Source organism: Haemophilus sp. 27098_8_127, assembly GCF_041433495.1.
Taxonomy (GTDB): Bacteria; Pseudomonadota; Gammaproteobacteria; order Enterobacterales; family Pasteurellaceae; genus Haemophilus_D.
Genome location: NZ_JAPWBP010000003.1, coordinates 177,486 through 195,999, shown reverse-complemented (window position 1 = coordinate 195,999; position 18,514 = coordinate 177,486). Strand labels below are relative to the sequence as shown.

The following is an 18,514-nucleotide window of genomic DNA, read 5'->3' as shown; positions in this document are numbered from 1 at the left end:
TATCATACACATTTTATTTACTTATTTAAGACCGGCTGCTGCACGCAATTCTTCTGCACGATCTACTTTTTCCCATGGGAATTGTTCACGACCGAAGTGTCCATACGCGGCAGTTTGGCGATAGATTGGTTGAATTAAATTTAACATTTTAATTAAACCATAAGGACGTAAATCAAAGAATTCACGCACTAACTTAACTAATACTTCGTTTGATACTTTTCCTGTGCCGAAGGTTTCTACCATGATAGAAGTTGGCTCAGCCACGCCAATTGCATAAGAAAGTTGAATTTCACAACGATCTGCAAGACCTGCTGCAACAATATTTTTAGCCACATAACGTGCGGCATAAGCAGCTGAACGGTCTACTTTTGATGGATCTTTACCAGAAAATGCACCTCCACCATGACGAGCTGCACCGCCGTAGGTATCGACAATGATTTTACGACCCGTTAAACCACAGTCGCCCATTGGACCACCAATCACAAAACGACCGGTTGGGTTAATAAAATATTTTGTTTGTTGAGATAACCATTCACTTGGCAAAATTGGCTTGATGATTTCTTCCATCACGCCTTCATAAATTTCTTTTTGTGAGACTTCTTCACTGTGCTGTGTAGAAAGAACAACGGCATCCACGCCCACGATTTTGTTATCTTCGTATTTTAAGGTCACTTGGCTTTTCGCATCAGGGCGTAACCAGGCTAAGTTACCGCTTTTACGTACTTCCGCTTGTTTTTCCATTAAACGATGCGCATAAGTAATCGCTGCTGGCATCAAGACTTCGGTTTCATTTGTTGCATAACCAAACATGATCCCTTGGTCACCCGCACCTTGATCCAATGGATTCTCACGATCCACACCTTGATTAATATCCGATGACTGTTTGCCAATCGCATTTAATACAGCACAAGAATTGCCATCAAACCCCATTTCAGAGTGTTTATAACCAATATCACAAATCACTTGGCGAGTAAGGTTTTCAATATCAACCCATGCTGATGTAGTAATTTCACCACCCACTAACGCCATCCCTGTTTTGACATAGGTTTCGCAAGCCACACGAGCTTTAGGATCTTGTTTTAAAATTTCATCAAGTACCGCATCAGAAATTTGATCGGCAATCTTATCTGGATGTCCTTCTGAAACTGATTCAGAAGTAAATAAATAGCTAGACATAAATTCTCTTCTTTTAGATGTATTGACGTATAGACGTCTATAATACGCTTTTTTGACTAATAAGCAAGCATTTCTATCAAGTATTTTTGAAATGTGACAAGAAGAATCTAAGCTTTACGACAGAATTCACTCATTAATACATTAAATGGGTGACAAACACCCATTTATTTACCTGATTTTATTTAACTAAATCCAACATCTCTTGTGCATTTGCTAAAGCAAGATCCGTAATTTCACTACCACCGAGTAATCTTGCAAGAGCAGGTACGCGTTCTTCTTGAGAAAGTGCGGTCATTTTGGTTTCAGTTTTATCATCAACGGTAAATTTCTCAACATTAAATTGATGATGTCCATGACATGCCACTTGTGGTAAATGCGTCACACAAAGCACTTGGCATTTGTCGCCTAATTGACGTAACAATTTACCGACCACGCTCGCCGTTTTACCGCTAATGCCAACATCAACCTCATCAAAGATTAACGTTGGAATCGCCGATTGATCGGACGTTAAGACTTGAATCGCTAATGAAATACGAGACAATTCACCACCTGATGCCACTTTTGCTAGCGGTTGTGCCTGTTGTCCTAGATTACTGCGTAAAGTAAAGGCGATATTATCTGCCCCATTTGACGCAACTTTAGTTAAATCCGAATTCACTTCAATGAAAAACTCGGCATTTTCCATTGCAAGCCCTTTGATAGAATGTGTAACCTGTTGGGCTAATTTCTCTGCAGCTTGGTAACGGCTTTCATGTAATTGTTTTGCCGTATGTTGCATTTTCTCAAAAGCGGCTTTTTCTTCTAGAATCAGGCGTTCTTCACTTTCTGAAAAATCTAAAAGTGCGGTCAATTCTGCTTTTAATTTTTGATGCCACTCCACTAACTCTTCAGGTTTCACATTGTGCTTGCGAGCGAGTTGTAAAGCTTGACCTAAACGCTGCTCAATCTCTTGTAATAACATCGGATCTTGCTCAATATGAGATGCAAGGTGTTGGACTTCACTTGTCGCCTCTTGCACTTGGATAAGTGCATCATTCAACATCGTTTGAACGGAAACATAGCGAGGATCTAACTCACTTAATTCATCAATATACTGTGTCGCACGATAAAGCATAGAATCGATACTCACCGTCTCATTTTCACTGAGTAGCTGTAAGGCTGATTGTGATAACTGTGTCAGCTGTTCGCTATTTGATAGACGACGTTGATCCTCTTCTAATTCTAAATATTCATTTGGACGAAGGGCAAACTCATCCAATTCCTCTACCTGATATTGTAAAAGTTGTTTCTTCGCTTCATTTTCGGCAACTTTTTGTTGGAAATTTTTAACTTGCGTTTGAAGATTTTTCCATGCTCGATAATCTTCTCGCATTTGTGCGAGTAAATCATTGTGATGCGCAAATATATCCACCAACTGAAGCTGATAATCATTTTTCAATAATAACTGCGAAGCGTGCTGCCCATTAATATGAATAAGATATTGTCCTATTTCTTTTAATTGAGAAGCCGATACGGGCGTGCTATTGATAAAGGCTTTAGAACGACCATCTGCATTAATGACACGACGTAGAATACAATCAGAGGGATTATCAGGATCTTGCAATTCTTGCTCTTGCAACCACTGATAAGCGGGGTTAGTTGGTTCAATAAAAAATGTGGCGCAAATTTCAGCTCTTTCCTGCCCTTCTCGAACCATAGAAGTTTCAATACGCTGCCCCAAGCATAATCCCAATGCATCAATAGCAATAGATTTTCCTGCGCCGGTTTCCCCCGTGATCACAGACATTCCTTTCGCCAATTCAATCTCTAATTGGCGGACTATTGCAAAATTATTGATGGTAAGTTGAGTTAACATAAAAAAATCTCCTTAACTGTATATCCATATATTATAACTGATGTAATATACAGTAAAGAGATTTTTAAATTTTTAGATTAGAAATTTTTAAGCCAGCCTAATTTCGTGCTTAATACATTGTAATAATTGTAATTTTTCAGGTGTAATAGACGCAGTTTATGCGGACTTTTCTCAATATGCACCACATCATCTGGGCAAAAATCGAGTGCAATTTGACTATCACAGCCTAATTCCAACTGTGAAGTGTTATGTTCTGCAAAGCGAATTGAAATTTTACTGTCGCCATCAATTACTAATGGTCGAGAAGAAAGCGTGTGCGGGAACATCGGCACAAGGGCAATCGCATTTAAATTTGGGGTTAAAATTGGACCTCCTGCGGAAAGCGAATAAGCCGTTGAACCGGTTGGGGTGGAAACAATCAAGCCGTCTGAACGTTGAGAAAAGGCAAATTTATCGTTGATATAAACATGGAAATCAATCATGTGCGCAATTTTAGCGGGGTGAATAACCGCCTCATTTACTGCATTACCACTAGAAATAATTTCACCATTGCGTTCAATTTTAGCTTCCAATAAAAAACGCTCTTCGACAAAAAACTCGCCGCGTTCCAAACAAGCTTCAAGCTGTGCATAAGCATTTTTCGGATCGATATCGGTCAAAAAGCCCAAGTTACCTCGGTTAATGCCAATCATTGGAATATGATATTTAGCTAAAATGCGAGCACGCCCTAGCATATTGCCATCACCACCGATAACAATCACAAGTTGTGCTTGCTCACCGATTTGTTCAACTGTCGCTAAAACCTCTTCGGGTAAACCAAATTTTTCACCGACCTCTTTTTCGACTAAAACTTGATACCCTCGCTCTTTCAGCCATTGATACAAGTTTTTATGCATTTGCAAATTAATATCGCGACGCGGTTTTCCCATCAAGGCGATGGTTTTAAATGATTTGACTAATTCATCCATAACTATGATTGCTCCCAAGTGCAAACTCACCGATTTCTGACCGCACTTGAATTTAAAATTTTAGCCATTATATTACATAGCAATTCAGTTTTGCTAAAATAGCACTAATTTTTGATAAATGGAGAAAAAGATGTCAGAACAAGCACAAAACTTAAATGAAGAACTTGTTGAAGAAGTTCAGCAGGAAACCACTTCAACGGAAGATCCGTTAGAAGAAGCGATCGCCCGCGTACAAGAACTTGAAGAACAATTAAAAGCACAAGTAGAAGAAACCTCTAAAAAAGAGCAAGATTTATTGCTCCGTACGCGTGCTGAAATTGATAATATGCGCCGCCGCAGCGAACAAGACATCGAAAAAGCACATAAATTTGCGCTCGAAAAATTCTCAAAAGACATTTTAAATACCATTGATAACTTAGAGCGCGCGCTTGCAACGCCTGCCAATAAGGATGATGAAAACATCAAAGCCTTATTCGATGGTGTGGAGCTAACCTTAAAAGAGTTACTCTCAACGGTGGCTCGCTTTGGTGTTGAACCTGTTGGCGCAGTGGGTGACACCTTTAACCCGGATCTCCACCAAGCCATCTCTATGCAACCAGCTGAAGGGTTTGAAAGCAACCAAATCACCACCGTTTTACAAAAAGGTTATACCTTAAATGGTCGTGTGATTCGCCCAGCTATGGTAATGGTTGCAGCTTAATTTCTTTTCTATGACTTAAAGAGCGGACGATTTTTCGTCCGTTTTTTTATTGCCAAAAATCTTGACATAGATCAAATTTATTAAAAAATAATTTGAGAATAATTCTCAACAAAAACACTCTTTCTTTCCAGATTTAACAAGGTTTCGACTCAATTTCAACTATCAAAAACTGACAAATAACACTACATATTGTGTGTTGATCTATTAAATAAAACTATATATAGTGTTTTCGATTTTTTTCATAGCTACCTTACAGGAGTCATAAAATGAACGCTTTCTTTGTGATTAAGCGTGATGGTTCACGAATTGGGTTTGACCTACAACGTATTACTAATGCAATCAAAAAAGCAGCAAGTGCGGTCAATATTGTTGATGAAATGTATATCCATGATCTGAGCCAGCAGATTAATACTGAAATTTTTAGTCATTATCAGCATGAAATTGATATCAACCAGATTCAAAAAATTGTTGAAAATCACTTAATGACAAGCAAGTATCCACAAATTGCACGTGCTTATATTGAATATCGTCACGATCGCGACCTGGCACGTGAAAAACGCAGCCAATTAACCAAAGAAATTGAAGGACTGATTGAGCAAAGCAATGTGGAATTGCTTAATGAAAACGCCAATAAAGATGCGAAAGTTATCCCTACCCAGCGTGATTTACTGGCTGGTATCGTGGCAAAACATTATGCCAAACGTCACATTCTGCCAAGAGATGTTGTTGAAGCCCATGAAAAAGGGGAAATCCACTATCACGACTTAGATTACGCGCCATTTTTCCCGATGTTTAACTGCATGCTCGTTGATCTAAAAGGCATGCTTTCTCATGGTTTTAAAATGGGTAATGCAGAAATTGAACCACCAAAATCTATCGGCACAGCAACAGCGGTTACCGCACAAATTATTGCTCAAGTCGCCAGCCATATTTATGGAGGTACAACCATTAATCGCATTGATGAAGTGCTTGCGCCTTATGTTCAACTCAGCTTTGAAAAACATTTGAAAAATGCTGCACAATGGCAAATTCCTGATGCTGAAGGTTATGCAAAAGCACTAATTGAAAAAGAATGTTTTGATGCGTTCCAATCCCTTGAATATGAAGTTAATACACTCCATACGTCAAATGGTCAAACGCCATTTGTTACCTTTGGTTTTGGCTTAGGCACTAGTTGGCAAGAACGTTTAATTCAACAATCGATTTTGAAAAACCGTATTCGTGGTTTAGGTAAAAATCACAAAACCCCCGTCTTCCCTAAACTGGTCTTTACCATTAAAAAAGGCGTGAACCAAAACGAACAAGATCCGAACTATGACATTAAAAAACTGGCTTTAGAATGCGCTTCAAAACGCATGTATCCAGATATTTTAAACTATGATCAAGTGGTTAAAGTCACTGGCTCGTTCAAAGCCCCAATGGGTTGTCGTAGCTTCTTAGGTGCTTATGAAGAAAACGGTCATGAAGTGCATGATGGTCGCAATAATTTAGGTGTGGTGAGTTTGAATCTTCCTCGCATTGCTCTTGAAGCACAAGGGAATGAAGAAAAATTCTACCGCACTTTAGATGAACGCTTAGCCCTCGCGAAGAAAGCCTTGCTTACCCGCATTGCTCGCTTAGAAAATACTAAAGCTCGTGTCGCACCAATTCTCTATATGGAAGGCGCTTGCGGCGTTCGACTAAAAGCCGATGATAATGTTGCGGATATTTTCAAAAATGGCCGAGCATCAATTTCTTTAGGCTATATTGGTATTCATGAAACCATAAATGCACTGTATAAAAAGGGACATATTTTTGACGATGAGCAACTGCGTGAAAAAGGCATCGCGATTGTGCGTCGTTTAAATGAAGCGGTAAAACAATGGCAGAAAGAAACGGGTTATGCATTTAGCCTTTATTCCACACCAAGTGAAAACTTGTGTGATCGTTTCTGCCGTTTAGATACCAAACAATTTGGTGTCATTGACGGCGTTACCGATAAAGGCTACTACACTAACAGCTATCACTTAGATGTAGAGAAAAAAGTGAATCCATACGATAAATTAGACTTTGAAATGCCTTATCCTGAATTAGCGAGTGGCGGCTTTATCTGTTATGGCGAATACCCAAATATTCAACATAACCTGAAAGCACTCGAAGATGTATGGGATTATAGCTACGATCGCGTGCCTTATTACGGCACCAATACGCCAATTGATGAATGTTACGAATGTGGTTTCACAGGAGAATTCAATTGCACAAGCAAAGGCTTTGTCTGCCCAAAATGCGGTAATCATGACAGTGCAAAAGTCTCCGTGACCCGACGGGTTTGTGGTTATCTCGGCAGCCCTGACGCTCGTCCATTCAATGCGGGCAAACAAGAAGAAGTAAAACGTCGAGTAAAACACCTATAATGTCGCGATATTGATTATGATAAAATAGCTCATCAAAAGTGAGCTATTTTTATTTCAACAAAGAAGGAAATACAATGCCAACACTTGCTCAAATTACCCAATCCATCATGCAAGATCCCGATAATCAATCTTTTACTGCAAAAGGTATCGAACCGCTTTTTGCTGCGCCAACTAGCGCTCATATTAATATCGTCGGACAAGCGCCTGGAATTAAAGCCCAAGAAAGTCGTTTATATTGGAATGATAAAAGCGGTGATCGCCTACGTGAATGGCTAGGTGTGGATCGCGATACCTTTTACCATTCAGGTATGTTTGCTGTCATTCCGATGGATTTTTATTACCCAGGCAAAGGCAAATCCGGTGATTTACCGCCACGCAAAGGCTTCGCAGAGAAATGGCATGCACCAATTTTAGCTAACTTGCCCAATATAGAACTCACCATTCTTATCGGGCAATATGCACAAAAATATTATTTACCAGAAAACGAGCTTAATGTGACTGAAACAGTTCACCGTTTCCGTGATTTTCTCCCTCACTTTCTCCCACTTGTTCACCCTTCTCCACGCAACCAAATTTGGCTCAAGAAAAATCCATGGTTTGAACAAGAGATTATCCCGGCATTGCAAAAGCAAGTGAAAGCGATTTTATCTCGTTAATTTATCTCGCTAAATTGATATTTAATTAATGAAGTGCGGTCAAAAAGCATCCAGTTTTGACTGCACTTTTCTTTTATTATAATCAATTTTTAGTATGCATTATTTTCTAACTGAGGCCTGTTATGCTAAAATCGCCGGCCTTAAAAATATAGGAAAAAATATGCAAGTAATATCTGTCACAAACTCTCAACGAAAAGCATGGAATAAACAAACTATTATATTTCTTTCTGATGTAGCTCTCTTTTTTATTCTACTCAATACACTTCCTTTTGCCCCTGCTGAGAATAAAGGATTATCTTTACTCGCATTTGTGGCCATTCTATGGCTCACCGAAGCAGTTAGTGTAACCATCACTGCATTATTCGTTCCAATTCTATCTGTTCTATTAGGATTAGCTGATAGTCGCGAAGCCCTCGTAGCCTTTGCAGATCCAACTATCTTTTTATTCTTCGGTGGTTTTGCACTTGCAACAGCATTAAATGTGCAAAAGATCGACCAAATGATCGCTAATAAAATCATGCAGTTAGCGCAGGGTCGGTTATCTGTTGCTGTACTCTATTTATTCGTCGCAACAGCATTTTTGTCCATGTGGATGAGCAATACCGCTACTGCTGCAATGATGATTCCACTTTCAATGACTATTTTAAGTCAGTTAGACCGTAATAAAGATCACAATACTTATGTATTCGTATTATTAGGCATTGCTTATAGTGCTACCATCGGTGGTATGGGAACCCTTGTAGGTAGCCCACCGAATGCCATTGCAGCATCTCAACTTCATTTAGGTTTTGCAGACTGGTTAATGTATGGCACTCCAGTCATGCTGATTTTATTCCCTGTAATTATTGGTTGGTTATACCTTGTTTTTAAACCCAAACTTGGCCTTCGTTTTGATGCGGAATTTGCCAAAATTCACATGACGAAAAAACGTATTTTAACCTTAACTATCTTTGTGACCGTGGCAATTCTTTGGATTTTTGGTGGCTACATCAACCCTATTCTTTCTCAATTATTAGGTTTACCAAAACCCATTGGCAGCTTTGACAGTATGGTTGCGCTCTCAGCTGCGATTGTCATTTGTGTAACAGGGATCGCAAGTTGGAAACAAGTGCAAGACAATACAGAATGGGGCGTGTTATTCCTCTTCGGTGGCGGTTTAACCTTAAGCTCGGTATTGACTCAGTCTGGTGCAAGTAAAATCATGGCAGATGGTATTGTCTTCATTATTGAAGGTGGCCACTACTATGTGATGGCATTAATTGTTGCGGCCTTTATCGTCTGTTTAACTGAGTTTACGTCAAACACAGCAAGTGCGGCTTTACTGGTTCCAATCTTTATTTCTATTGCAAATGCACTGAATATGCCACCACTTGGTTTTGCAATGATTATCGGTCTAGGGGCATCCTGTGCCTTTATGATGCCGGTTGGTACCCCACCGAATGCGATTGTGTACTCGACAGGTTTTGTGAAACAATCCGAAATGATCCGCGTGGGTAAATTTATTGATTTAACCTGTATGCTAATTATCGGGACAATTGCTTATCTCTTCTGGATGTAACCTTTAAAATCGAATAAGTGCGGTTAAAAACAAGATGATTTTTAACCGCACTTTTTTATTTTATTTACGCAAACGTTTGCCTCAAATCAAAATTAACGTATAATTCGCACAATTTTTTTACTTAGGGAAACCAAATGAATAACAACCTGCTTTATACGGTGGAAGACAAACCACCTTTCGGATTGAGTTTACTCCTTGCCGCACAACATTTACTTGCCGCATTAGGGGGAATTATTGCCGTACCATTGGTCATTGGTAACGTCTTAAAATTACCAACCGAAGATACTATTACGTTAGTTAATGCGGCGCTTTTAATTTCTGGAGTGGTAACCGTTATCCAATGTAAAGGCTTAGGGCCTATTGGTATTCGTTTACCAAGTGTGATGGGGACCAGTTTTACTTTCGTTGCTGCTGCACTTGCCATTGGTTTCAGTGAATATGGCATCGCCGGTATTTTAGGTTCTTCTCTCATTGGTTCCTTAGTGATGATTATCGGCAGCTTTTTCATGCCGTATATTCGCAAATTATTCCCACCACTTGTGACAGGGACTGTCGTCATGATGATCGGCTTAAGCCTCATTCCTGTTGCCGTTGACTGGTTTGCTGGTGGTCAACGTGGTGATGCAAATTATGCGACGCCAGAAAATTTAATGATGGCGAGCTTTGTCTTAGTGATCGTGGTCGCTCTCGTGCAATGGGGTAAAGGGATTTTCTCTGCTGCCGCCATCGTTATTGGGATGATGACTGGTTATCTCGTTTGTTTAGCCTTGGGCTGGGTAAGCTTTGAAGGCGTAAAACAAGCACAAACTTTCGCGATTCCACAACCTCTACACTTTGGTTTAGCCTTCCCTATTTCAGGCATTATCGGTATGTCTATTGCCTATTTAGTGACGATCGTTGAATCAAGCGGTAACTTCTTAGCCCTAGGTAATGCCACCAAAACCGAAATCACTGGCAGACATTTACGTGGCGGGGTTTTAGCCGATGGTTTAGGATCAGCCTTAGCCGCCATTATGTCCACCACACCATTCTCTTCATTCTCACAAAATATCGGCGTGATTTCCTTAACTGGCGTAGCAAGTCGTCACGTGGTTGCACTAACCGGTGTGCTTCTCGCTTTAGCCGGTTTATTCCCTGTATTCGGTGCATTAATTGTATCAATTCCATTACCAGTATTAGGCGGTGCAGGCTTAATGATGTTCGCGATGATTATCGCTGCAGGTATTCAAATGTTGGATAAAGTCGCTCGTAGTAAACGTAATGGTTTAATCATCGCCATTTCTATTGGCTGTGGCTTAGCGGTGACAACTCGTCCTGAATTGCTTGATAAATTACCGCACTTTTTCAAAGAAGTGCTCGGTTCAGGCATTACCGTAGGTTCATTACTTGCCTTAATTCTTAACCTCGTGCTTCCTGAAGATAAAGTGGAAGAAACAAAAGAATCAAAATAGATAGCGAATAAGGGCAGATTAACACTGCCCTTTTCTTTTCCTGTAAAACATTTCTAAAACTGACCGCACTTTGTTAAAATCATGCATCATTTTCCATTTATGAAGGAATAAAAATGGCAGATTTACCTTTCTTCGTTGAGCTCAACGAACAAAATCTTACTGAAACGTTGCAACGTTCTGTTGAAACACCGCTTGTCATTAACTTTTATGCACCAAGTCATAAAGAATCAGCTGATTTTACAACAGTCCTACAACGTGTTGCAGAACAACATCAAGGACAATTTATCCTCGGCTTAGTCAATTGTGAAACAGAGCAAATGATTGCTGCTCAATTTCGTATTCAAGCGTTACCAACAACCTATCTTTTCAAAGAGGCTCAAGCAATAGATGCATTCCCTGGTGCATTAGATGAAGCCAGCTTATTGCAACGTTTTAGTGCGATTTTGCCAAAAGAAGAAGATTTAAAATTCCAAAAAGCCTTGGATTTTTTACAAGTAGAAGATTACAACTCGGCCCTTCCATTACTGAAAGATGCCTGGGAGCTTTCAGATAAGAAAAACAGCGATGTGGCGTTACTTTATGCGGAAACCTATATCGCCATGAAAAAAACAGAACCTGCGGCAGATATTTTAGCGCAAATTCCGATTCAGGATCGCGATAGCCGTTGGCATGGATTACAAGCGCAGATTGAGCTTTTAATTAAAGCCGCTGATACGCCAGAAATTCAACAACTACAAGCGGATTATGCGAAAAATCCAACGCCTGAAATTGCGTTGAAATTGGCAGTTCAGCTACATCAAGCTAATCGAAACGAAGAAGCATTGGACTTATTATTTAGCATTCTTAAACAAGATATTTCTGCGGAAAATGGTGAAGTGAAACAACAGTTTTTATCTATTTTATCAGCCATTGGCAATGCGGATCCTATCACCAATAAATATCGCCGATTGCTGTATTCATTGCTTTACTAATATGATCAACTATTTTTTTATGCATGAAGGCTTTATAATGAACGAATTCCAAAAGCCTCATGCTTTATTTTATAAACAAAGGATTCTTTATGTCAGACGTTAAACACAGCAAATTATTAATTTTAGGTTCAGGCCCTGCAGGTTATACTGCCGCTATTTATGCCGCACGTGCAAACTTAAAACCTGTTTTAGTGACAGGTCTTCAACAAGGTGGCCAACTTACTACTACGGATGAAATTGAAAACTGGCCAGGTGATTTTGAAATGACCACTGGTCCAGGTTTAATGCAACGTATGTTGCAACACGCTGAAAAATTTGAAACGGAAATCGTGTTTGATCACATTAATAAAGTCGATTTATCTTCTCGCCCATTCAAACTTTATGGCGATATGCAAACCTTCACATGTGATGCATTAATCATCGCAACAGGGGCATCAGCACGTTATATCGGATTAGAATCTGAAACCGCTTATAAAGGCCGTGGTGTTTCAGCTTGCGCAACCTGTGATGGTTTCTTCTATCGCAATAAACCGGTTGCTGTTGTCGGTGGCGGAAATACTGCGGTTGAAGAAGCGCTTTACTTGGCTAATATTGCGTCTGAAGTACATTTAATCCACCGCCGCGATAGCTTCCGTGCAGAAAAAATCTTAATCGATCGCTTATACAAAAAAGTTGAAGAAGGCAAAATCGTGCTTCATACTGACCGCACTTTGAATGAAGTGTTAGGTGATAACATGGGCGTAACTGGTGTACGTTTAGAAAACGTAAAAACTGGCGAAAAAGAAGACGTGAAATTAGACGGTTTATTTATTGCTATCGGTCATGCGCCAAATACTGAAATCTTCCAAGGCCAGCTTGAACTTAACAACGGTTATATCGTTGTTAAATCTGGTCTTGAAGGCAATGCAACAGCAACGTCAGTGGAAGGCGTATTTGCTGCGGGTGATGTAATGGATCACAACTATCGCCAAGCCATTACTTCAGCAGGTACCGGCTGTATGGCGGCATTAGATGCTGAACGTTATTTAGATGCACAAGAATAAGTGCGCTAAATTCTCATGTAAGGTGCGTAAAACAAGGTTTCACGCACCTATTATTTTTCAAAGGTAGATTTTTTTAATCCTCCACCCAACTCATCCTATCCTAGGATAAATAAAAACAATGGACAAACTTCGCCAAAAATATTTACAAAAATGGCTTCGTGCGCAACAAGAACCTGTTAAAAAATTAATGCGCACCAATATTGCCCTTGCCACACTTTCCTCCTTAATTCTTGTGGCTCAAACCTATTTTCTTGCGACATTGCTCGACAAGCTCATTATGCAACATGTCGATCGCGCTGAACTGGTTCCCTATTTTATTGCATTAATCATGACTTTTGCTTTGCGTGCGGTTATTTTGTGGCTACGCGAAAAAATTGGCTTTAAAGCAGGTCGATTACTACGCAATCATATGCGTCAAAAGATTTTAGATAAAATCCATCAAGTTGGTCCTGCAACCATCAATAATAAACCAGCTGGTAGCTGGGCAAGTATCATGCTTGAACAAGTAGAAAATCTGCATAACTTCTATGCGCGTTTCTTACCACAACAAAGTTTGTCTGCCATTGTACCAATGGTGATTTTAATTGCCGTATTCCCGCTTAACTGGGCTGCTGGTCTGATTTTGATGATCACCGCACCACTTGTGCCAATTTTTATGATTCTGGTAGGGATTGCGGCAGCAGATAGCAGCCAAAAAAATATGGCCACCCTTTCTCGCTTAAGTGCCCAATTTTTGGATCGCTTACGCGGTTTAGAAACCTTGCGTCTTTTCAACCGCACTTCAGAACAAACACAACATATTGAAAGCACAACGGAAGACTTCCGTGAAACGACCATGACAGTACTTAAAATGGCGTTTCTCTCTTCCGCTGTGTTAGAGTTTTTCACGTCCATTTCCATTGCTTTAATGGCAGTGTATTTTGGTTTTAGTTATTTAGGCCAAGTCGAATTTGGTACTTATGGCACCACGCTGACCTTATTTACCGGCTTTTTCTGCTTAATTCTTGCACCAGAGTTTTATCAACCATTGCGTGATCTCGGGACTTACTATCACGATCGTGCTGCCGGTATTGGTGCTGCTGATGCCATTGTAGATTTCTTAGAAGCAGATTATTTAATTGCCCATCAAGGCAATGAAAAAATTCCAGCACAAAGTGCGGTCGAGATTCAGGCTGAAAATTTAGTGGCGCTTTCTCCACAAGGTCAACCATTAACTAAGCCTCTTTCATTCCATATTCCGAAAGAAAGCCATATTGCTCTTGTCGGCCAAAGTGGTGCAGGAAAAACCTCTTTAATCAACGTATTACTCGGCTTCTTGCCTTATGAAGGCAGCTTAAAAATTAACGGTGTAGAACTTAATCAAAGCCGTTTAAGCGACTGGCGTAAACAAATTGCATGGGTAGGTCAAAACCCCTTATTGCTACAAGGTAGCATCAAAGAAAATCTACTTTTAGGTGATATTCAAGCAACTGATGAGCAAATTGAGCAAGCCTTAGTTTCTGCTCAAGCGAAAGAATTTACTGATAAATTAGGCTTGGATAGCGAAATTAAAGATGGTGGGATGGGTGTATCCGTAGGCCAAGCGCAACGCTTAGCTATCGCACGCGCTTTACTACGCAAAGGCAATTTATTATTACTTGATGAGCCAACGGCTAGCCTAGATGCTCAATCTGAAAATCTGGTACTTGCTGCTCTTGCTGGAATGAGCCATAACCAAACCACCTTAATGATTACACACCGTATTGAAGATCTGAAACAATGTGACAATATTTTAGTGATGCAAGAAGGTGAAATTGTTCAACAAGGCCATTTCAACCAATTAAAAGATCAAGGCTTCTTTGCCGAATTATTGGCTCAACGAAAAGAGGATATTCAATAATGCATGCTTTACTTCCCTTTTTACGTTTATTTAAATTCGCCAAGTTGCCTTTATTTTTAGGCTTAGTTTTGATGATTACAGGCCTTGCATCCAGCATAGGCTTGCTAACCACATCTGGTTGGTTTTTAGCCGCAACAGCTATTGCAGGTCTTGGCACGTTATTTAATTTCTTCTACCCATCTGCTTCTGTGCGTGGGCTTGCTATTAGCCGTACCCTTTTCCGTTATTTCGAAAAGTTGGTCACGCACGATGCGACTTTCCGCATCTTGGCTAAATTACGAGTACAGGTTTTTGAGAAGATTATCCCCTTAAGCCCTGCGGTGTTAAATCGTTATCGTAACAGCGATTTATTAAACCGCTTAGTGTCTGATGTAGATACCCTCGATAGCCTTTATCTTCGCTTAATTGCGCCATTTATTACGGCTATTTTTGTGATTCTAGCTATGTGTATTGGCCTAAGTTTCGTCAATACTCCTTTAGCCTTAGGTTTAGGCATTAGCCTACTTTTATTGGTATTCGTTATTCCAACCGTTTTCTACCAACTGGGTAAAAAATTTGGCGACAAACTCGTGCATTCACGTGCACTTTACCGCACACAATTCCTAGAATTTATCCAAGCGCAAGCTGAATTATTGCTCTTTAATGCCGAAGATAAATTGAAAAATAACATGGCAAAAACCGAAGCTAACTGGCAAGCAGACCAACAAAAAGAAGCCAATTTAAGCGGATTTTCAACCGCTCTTTCACTCTTCTTAAATGGTTTGATTATTGCCGCAATGTTGTGGTTTAGCTCACAAGCTGAGTTTGGTAACGATGAATACCGTATGGCGTTTATTGCGCTTTTCACTTTTGCTGCTTTAGCTTCATTTGAAATCTTAATGCCATTAGGCTCGGCATTCTTACATATCGGGCAAGTAATTGCTTCAGCTGAACGCGTGACAGATATTATCGAACAGCAACCATTAGTCGTTTTTAATGGTAAGACGGAGTTCGATCAAAATGCGACTACATTAATTGAAGCGAAAGATCTTTCTTTTACTTATCCTGAACGTCAAAATCGTGCTTTAGACAATTTGAATTTAACCATTCAAAAAGGTAAAAAAGTCGCGATTTTAGGTAAAACAGGTAGCGGGAAATCCACGTTATTACAGCTTTTAGTGCGTAATTATGATGCTAATCAAGGAGAATTAAGCCTTGCTGGTAAACCAATTTCTGATTATGCAGAAGACACATTACGCAGCCAATTCTGCTTTTTAACACAACGTGTTCATGTATTTAGCGATACACTTCGTCAAAATCTGCAATTCGCAAGTGCGGTCAATATTCCTGATGAAAAAATGATCGAGGTGTTAAATCAAGTTGGTTTAGGCAAATTGTTGGAACAAGAACAAGGCTTAGATATTTGGTTAGGTGATGGCGGCCGTCCACTATCTGGTGGAGAACAACGTCGTTTAGGCTTAGCACGTATTTTACTTAATGATGCGCCAATTTTATTATTAGATGAGCCAACCGAAGGTTTAGATCGCGAAACTGAACGCCAAATTCTGCGTTTGATTCTTGCCCATGCTGAGAATAAAACCTTAATTATGGTGACTCACCGCTTAACGGCGATTGAGCAATTTGATGAGCTTTATGTGATTGATGAAGCGAAGCTAATTGAAAAAGGCACTTATGCAGAATTATTGCAATTAGAAAAAGGGTTCTTCAAACAATTAGTGGAGCGAGTGTAAAATAAGAAAGGATAAGTTGGGTGGAAATCTTCCCAGCTTATTCTCGGCACACAGAAATTCCGACTTTGGCTGCTTTCTTCCGAACCTGACCGAGTAAACCGGACACCGTTGCGAGAGACCGAGAAGATTTCCATTGATATCGCAATGCGATTAGGTGGGCTATTATGCAAGAATTGGCCCTGTATTGCAAAGGTTAATTTATCAATTCGGTGAATTTGATGAGAAAATCAACCACACTTTTAAGGTAAAACCATGAACTATCTCCAATACTACCCTACCGATGTTGTAAATGGCGAAGGTACCCGTTGTACCCTTTTCGTTAGCGGTTGTACGCATGGTTGCCGAGGTTGCTACAACCAAAAGAGCTGGTCTTTTGATAATGGCGTATTATTTGATGAAGCGATGGAACAACAGATTATCAATGATTTAAAAGATACGCGCATTAAACGTCAAGGGCTCACACTTTCTGGTGGGGATCCGATGCATCCCCGTAATGTTGAAGCCTTACTTCCTTTTGTACAGCGTGTAAAAAAAGAATGTCCCGATAAGGATATTTGGGTATGGACGGGATATAAACTGGATGAACTTGATGATTATCAACGTCAAATGTTGCCTTATATTGACGTGCTCATTGATGGAAAATTTATACAAGAACAGGCTGACCCAAGCTTGGTTTGGCGTGGTTCAGCCAATCAAGTGATTTATCGTTTTAAGGTTTAACCAAATAAGGTTAAGCTATTCTGCCAAGCCGTTTCTTTGATCACTTCAGCATTTTCACTTCTTAAACTACATAAAGCGTCAAAGGTGTGAACAATCCGCTCTGGTCGGTTAGGTTGCCCTTGAAAGCCAAATACGGGCATATCTGGTGTATCCGTTTCTAACACCAATGCCTCTAATGGTAACTTGGCAATCGCTTGACGCGTTTTATTCGCGCGTTCATAAGTAATTGTGCCGCCTACGCCAATTTTATAGCCTAAATCCACAAATCTTTTTGCTTGCTCATAACTTCCTGAAAAACCATGCACGACACCACATTTTGGCAAATTGGCTTGTTTTAAAAAGCGGAATAATTGCTCGTGGGATTTTCGACTATGTAAATTAACCGACAGATTGTACTTCTTCGCTAAATAAAGCTGGCTCTCCAAAAAGAGCTGTTGCTTTTGCCATAATTCATCCATCAATAACTCTGGAATCGCACACTCTAAACCAATTTCTGCTACGGCTGTACAATTTTGATCACGTACAGATAACGCCGCATCCAATTTCTCTAAATCATGCTCTTGATGTTCTTTGATATAAAGAGGGTGTAACCCAAGTCCACAATAAAGATGCTCAGGGAAAAGTGCGGTCATATTTTGGATTGTTTTAAAATCCGATTCTTTTACCGCCACAATCAAGATTTTCTGCACATCAGCTTGCTTAGCGTTCTCTACGAGCTGAGCTAATGGCTCTCCCGTGTCATGATGAAGATAATCGAGGTGGGTATGAGTATCGAAGAAAGGCATAACGTTATTTCACTTAAGAAAAAAGGTGTGTAGATTACGCATCCACACACCGAATTAATTATTCAACAGAAACGGATGTAATCACCACATCTTCGGTCGGAACATCTTGGTGGAAGCCTTTATTACCGGTTTTTACTTTTTTGATTTTATCAACCACATCCATGCCTTCAACCACTTCACCGAATACGGCATAGCCCCATTCTTGTACCACTTCACGGCCAAACATCTCTTTTGAACGGTAGTTTAAGAAGTCATTATCTGCCACGTTAATGAAGAATTGTGCCGTTGCAGAATGTGGATCAGAGGTACGCGCCATGGCGATTGTGCCACGTTTGTTACTTAAACGATTGTTAGCTTCATTTTGGATCGGTGCGTTTGTTGCTTTTTCACGCATTCCGCTTTCCATACCACCGCCTTGAATCATAAATCCATCAATAACACGATGAAAAATTGTGTTATTATAGAAACCGTTTTTACAATAGTTTAAAAAGTTTTCTGCAGTGATTGGCGCTTTATCAAAATCAAGTTTAATTTTAATATCGCCAAAATTTGTGTGTAATGTAACCATTTTGTTTTCCTCTTGAAAATTAAGGCATTCATTATTCCACAAATGGCGAGAAAGTGCCACA

The 18,514-nt window shown here is 39.9% G+C and carries 15 protein-coding genes and 1 other RNA gene; 10 read left to right on the top strand and 6 right to left on the bottom strand.

The features are described 5' to 3' along the window. Positions 1-21: 21 nt before the first annotated feature. From metK to O3746_RS05270, 3 genes are all read right to left on the bottom strand, one after another. Complete coding sequence (gene metK, locus O3746_RS05280; RefSeq protein ID WP_197546482.1) at positions 22-1,176, bottom strand: methionine adenosyltransferase; 1,155 nt, start codon at positions 1,174-1,176, stop codon at positions 22-24. Positions 1,177-1,354: 178 nt separating this feature from the next. Further along, the gene (recN, locus tag O3746_RS05275; protein WP_371447969.1) at positions 1,355-3,031 is read right to left on the bottom strand and encodes a DNA repair protein RecN; all 1,677 of its coding nucleotides are present in this window, start codon (positions 3,029-3,031) and stop codon (positions 1,355-1,357) included. Positions 3,032-3,108: 77 nt separating this feature from the next. After that, positions 3,109-3,999 (bottom strand): NAD(+) kinase, encoded by an 891-nt coding sequence (locus O3746_RS05270; RefSeq protein WP_054418107.1) that lies wholly within the window; start codon positions 3,997-3,999, stop codon positions 3,109-3,111. A gap of 130 nt (positions 4,000-4,129) precedes the next feature. On the opposite strand from O3746_RS05270, the gene grpE reads away from it, so the two are divergent. The 9 genes from grpE to cydC all read left to right on the top strand — a co-directional run bounded on the left by grpE (position 4,130) and on the right by cydC (position 16,380). After that, entirely contained in the window at positions 4,130-4,699 is a 570-nt protein-coding gene (grpE, locus tag O3746_RS05265; protein WP_371447967.1) for a nucleotide exchange factor GrpE, read from the top strand. A 266-nt stretch (positions 4,700-4,965) separates the two neighbouring features. Further along, on the top strand, positions 4,966-7,092 hold the full coding sequence (gene nrdD, locus O3746_RS05260) for an anaerobic ribonucleoside-triphosphate reductase (RefSeq protein WP_371447965.1): 2,127 nt from the start codon (positions 4,966-4,968) through the stop codon (positions 7,090-7,092). Positions 7,093-7,166: 74 nt separating this feature from the next. Beyond that, the gene (locus tag O3746_RS05255; protein WP_371447963.1) at positions 7,167-7,748 is read left to right on the top strand and encodes a uracil-DNA glycosylase family protein; all 582 of its coding nucleotides are present in this window, start codon (positions 7,167-7,169) and stop codon (positions 7,746-7,748) included. A 160-nt stretch (positions 7,749-7,908) separates the two neighbouring features. Continuing rightward, a complete protein-coding gene (locus tag O3746_RS05250; protein WP_371447961.1) occupies positions 7,909-9,306 on the top strand; it encodes a DASS family sodium-coupled anion symporter in 1,398 nt (465 codons plus the stop codon). Between the two features lie 134 nt (positions 9,307-9,440). Further along, positions 9,441-10,757, top strand: a complete 1,317-nt coding sequence (locus O3746_RS05245) for a nucleobase:cation symporter-2 family protein (protein WP_049384396.1) — start codon at positions 9,441-9,443, stop codon at positions 10,755-10,757. A gap of 113 nt (positions 10,758-10,870) precedes the next feature. Next, entirely contained in the window at positions 10,871-11,728 is an 858-nt protein-coding gene (locus O3746_RS05240) for a co-chaperone YbbN (protein WP_049384397.1), read from the top strand. A gap of 89 nt (positions 11,729-11,817) precedes the next feature. Next, on the top strand, positions 11,818-12,771 hold the full coding sequence (gene trxB / locus O3746_RS05235; RefSeq protein WP_005699879.1) for a thioredoxin-disulfide reductase: 954 nt from the start codon (positions 11,818-11,820) through the stop codon (positions 12,769-12,771). A 118-nt stretch (positions 12,772-12,889) separates the two neighbouring features. Then, positions 12,890-14,650 carry a cysteine/glutathione ABC transporter permease/ATP-binding protein CydD gene (gene cydD / locus O3746_RS05230; protein WP_049384398.1) on the top strand — a complete coding sequence of 587 codons (1,761 nt, stop codon included), beginning with the start codon at positions 12,890-12,892 and terminating at the stop codon, positions 14,648-14,650. Beyond that, on the top strand, positions 14,650-16,380 hold the full coding sequence (gene cydC, locus O3746_RS05225; RefSeq protein WP_049384399.1) for a cysteine/glutathione ABC transporter ATP-binding protein/permease CydC: 1,731 nt from the start codon (positions 14,650-14,652) through the stop codon (positions 16,378-16,380). The genes cydD and cydC overlap by 1 nt, the downstream gene beginning before the upstream one ends. Before the next feature lie 26 nt (positions 16,381-16,406). Here the strand turns inward: cydC and ffs are convergent. After that, positions 16,407-16,505: signal recognition particle sRNA small type (gene ffs / locus O3746_RS05220), an RNA gene on the bottom strand. A gap of 127 nt (positions 16,506-16,632) precedes the next feature. Between ffs and nrdG the strand changes: the two genes are divergently transcribed. Next, the gene (nrdG, locus tag O3746_RS05215) at positions 16,633-17,100 is read left to right on the top strand and encodes an anaerobic ribonucleoside-triphosphate reductase-activating protein (protein ID WP_005696501.1); all 468 of its coding nucleotides are present in this window, start codon (positions 16,633-16,635) and stop codon (positions 17,098-17,100) included. Here the strand turns inward: nrdG and O3746_RS05210 are convergent. Together O3746_RS05210 and O3746_RS05205 are read right to left on the bottom strand one after the other, a co-directional pair. Next, a complete protein-coding gene (locus O3746_RS05210) occupies positions 17,097-17,885 on the bottom strand; it encodes a TatD family hydrolase (protein WP_049366231.1) in 789 nt (262 codons plus the stop codon). The genes nrdG and O3746_RS05210 overlap by 4 nt on opposite strands. Before the next feature lie 58 nt (positions 17,886-17,943). Further along, complete coding sequence (locus O3746_RS05205; RefSeq protein WP_005699853.1) at positions 17,944-18,453, bottom strand: peptidylprolyl isomerase; 510 nt, start codon at positions 18,451-18,453, stop codon at positions 17,944-17,946. Between the last annotated feature and the right edge of the window lie 61 nt (positions 18,454-18,514).

What these genes read in the sequence shown, in the direction of transcription:
- metK (WP_197546482.1), bottom strand. Translation starts at nt 1,176, where the DNA reads ATGTCTAGCTATTTATTTACTTCTGAATCAGTTTCAGAAGGACATCCA.
- O3746_RS05270 (WP_054418107.1), bottom strand. Translation starts at nt 3,999, where the DNA reads ATGGATGAATTAGTCAAATCATTTAAAACCATCGCCTTGATGGGAAAA.
- cydC (WP_049384399.1), top strand. Translation starts at nt 14,650, where the DNA reads ATGCATGCTTTACTTCCCTTTTTACGTTTATTTAAATTCGCCAAGTTG.
- O3746_RS05255 (WP_371447963.1), top strand. Translation starts at nt 7,167, where the DNA reads ATGCCAACACTTGCTCAAATTACCCAATCCATCATGCAAGATCCCGAT.
- O3746_RS05240 (WP_049384397.1), top strand. Translation starts at nt 10,871, where the DNA reads ATGGCAGATTTACCTTTCTTCGTTGAGCTCAACGAACAAAATCTTACT.
- nrdG (WP_005696501.1), top strand. Translation starts at nt 16,633, where the DNA reads ATGAACTATCTCCAATACTACCCTACCGATGTTGTAAATGGCGAAGGT.
- recN (WP_371447969.1), bottom strand. Translation starts at nt 3,031, where the DNA reads ATGTTAACTCAACTTACCATCAATAATTTTGCAATAGTCCGCCAATTA.
- O3746_RS05210 (WP_049366231.1), bottom strand. Translation starts at nt 17,885, where the DNA reads ATGCCTTTCTTCGATACTCATACCCACCTCGATTATCTTCATCATGAC.
- O3746_RS05245 (WP_049384396.1), top strand. Translation starts at nt 9,441, where the DNA reads ATGAATAACAACCTGCTTTATACGGTGGAAGACAAACCACCTTTCGGA.
- cydD (WP_049384398.1), top strand. Translation starts at nt 12,890, where the DNA reads ATGGACAAACTTCGCCAAAAATATTTACAAAAATGGCTTCGTGCGCAA.
- O3746_RS05205 (WP_005699853.1), bottom strand. Translation starts at nt 18,453, where the DNA reads ATGGTTACATTACACACAAATTTTGGCGATATTAAAATTAAACTTGAT.
- trxB (WP_005699879.1), top strand. Translation starts at nt 11,818, where the DNA reads ATGTCAGACGTTAAACACAGCAAATTATTAATTTTAGGTTCAGGCCCT.
- O3746_RS05250 (WP_371447961.1), top strand. Translation starts at nt 7,909, where the DNA reads ATGCAAGTAATATCTGTCACAAACTCTCAACGAAAAGCATGGAATAAA.
- grpE (WP_371447967.1), top strand. Translation starts at nt 4,130, where the DNA reads ATGTCAGAACAAGCACAAAACTTAAATGAAGAACTTGTTGAAGAAGTT.
- nrdD (WP_371447965.1), top strand. Translation starts at nt 4,966, where the DNA reads ATGAACGCTTTCTTTGTGATTAAGCGTGATGGTTCACGAATTGGGTTT.